This window comes from Idiomarina sp. UBA4206, from assembly GCF_002383015.1.
GTDB classification, from domain to species: domain Bacteria; phylum Pseudomonadota; class Gammaproteobacteria; order Enterobacterales; family Alteromonadaceae; genus Idiomarina; species Idiomarina abyssalis.
The window spans coordinates 64852-66348 of record NZ_DFTS01000037.1; the positions used below are offsets into that span (position 1 = coordinate 64852).

A 1497-nucleotide genomic window follows, 5' to 3' on the forward strand; every position below is an offset into this window, starting at 1 on the left:
TACCATAGCAATATGACCGCCATAGAAATGCCCACCATGCAGAACGTGCTCTCCCAGACCGTCAATAATGGGGTTGTCATTGGCGCTGTTTAATTCATTTTCTATGGTTTCTTGAAACCAGGGTAAACTGTCCTTCAATACGCCGATAACATGAGGCGCGCAGCGAATGGAATAACGGTCCTGCAGGCGCGATGAATTTCTCGGGTGCTCCACATGGTTCAGGTCTTGCTGGATCCAGCTGGCTACTTGTTGCTGCCCTTTATGAGGTTTCACGGCAAACAGCAGGTCATCAAAATGGTTACTGTTTCCTTCCAGGGCTATGCTCGCCAAAGAAGTAATACGGCTGGATAACCGGGTTATATACTCCGCTCTGTCCCAGGCCAGGCAAGCCAATGCAGTCATTACAGCAGTACCGTTCATAATGGCCAGGCCTTCTTTAGGCCGCAGTTTGTGAACCGACATGCCAAGCTCTTTAAAAGCTTCTGCACTGTTCATCACTTTGTCGCGAAAACGCACGTCTCGCTCACCAATAAGCGCACCGGCAATGTACGACAAAGGCGTTAGATCGCCGCTGGCACCTACGCTACCTTCTTTTGGAATAAGCGGTAGCATGTTTTCGTTCAGCATCACCACCAGGCGCTCCAGCAACTCCCAGCTGACACCGGAATAACCTTGAGCCAGCGAACTTAAGCGCGCGGCCAGAATGGCACGGGTTTCCTGCTCATCGAAGGTATCCCCCAGGCCACAACCATGAAAACGCGTAAGGTGAATGGGCAACTCATTAACTAAGTTCTCCGGTACCGTTACGGTGCAGCTGTCGCCATACCCCGTTGTTACGCCGTAAATAACACCGTCCTGCTCAAGTAACTCATCCAGAAAACGGACACCGGCATCGACTTTTTCGACAAACTCCGGCGCATCGCTTAATGCGGCCTGCGCTTTGCCATTGGCTATTTCTACCACGTCTTTAATGGTCAACGGGCGGCCACCAAAGGCTATAATCGATGTCGTCATACTACTGACTGTCCTTCTTCCAGAAATCAAAAAAATTAAACCACTGATAAGGGTAGCGTATCGCTAATTTCTCCAGTGTTTCACTGTAAGCTTTCAGAACTGGCTGCAAAGCCTCCCGCCTGCTTTTTCTCGGTAGCTTCAGTTGGTCACACGCATGGTTGAGATATAAATCGTAATGTCCGTCATCGGGGTTCTTTAAGCAGAATAAAAAGTATACGGGGCATTCTAACACACTGGCCAATATCCAGGGCCCTAAGGCAAATGCAGCCGGCTTACCTAAAAACTCCTGATCTATGGTCTGCCCGGGCTGAGTCACCGAGGTTCTGTCCCCTACAATGACCACAAACTCACCTTGTTCAATGCGCTCTTTCAGTAATATGGTCAGTCCCATATCAATGTCGGTCACCTGAATAAGGTCAATATCAACTTTCGGGTTAACGTTTTTTAATGCACGGTTAAACGACTGCGCATGTTGGGTAAACA

The 1497-nt window shown here is 49.2% G+C and carries 1 protein-coding gene and 1 pseudogene; both read right to left on the reverse strand.

Annotated features, from left to right (window positions below; all coding sequences use genetic code 11):
- On the reverse strand, nucleotides 1-1014 hold a 1014-nt coding region (locus B3180_RS07840; RefSeq protein ID WP_286843883.1), incomplete at its 3' end, for an HAL/PAL/TAL family ammonia-lyase.
- A 1-nt stretch (nucleotide 1015) separates the two neighbouring features.
- Nucleotides 1016-1497, reverse strand: a pseudogene (locus B3180_RS07845) (acetyltransferase); the annotation flags it as partial.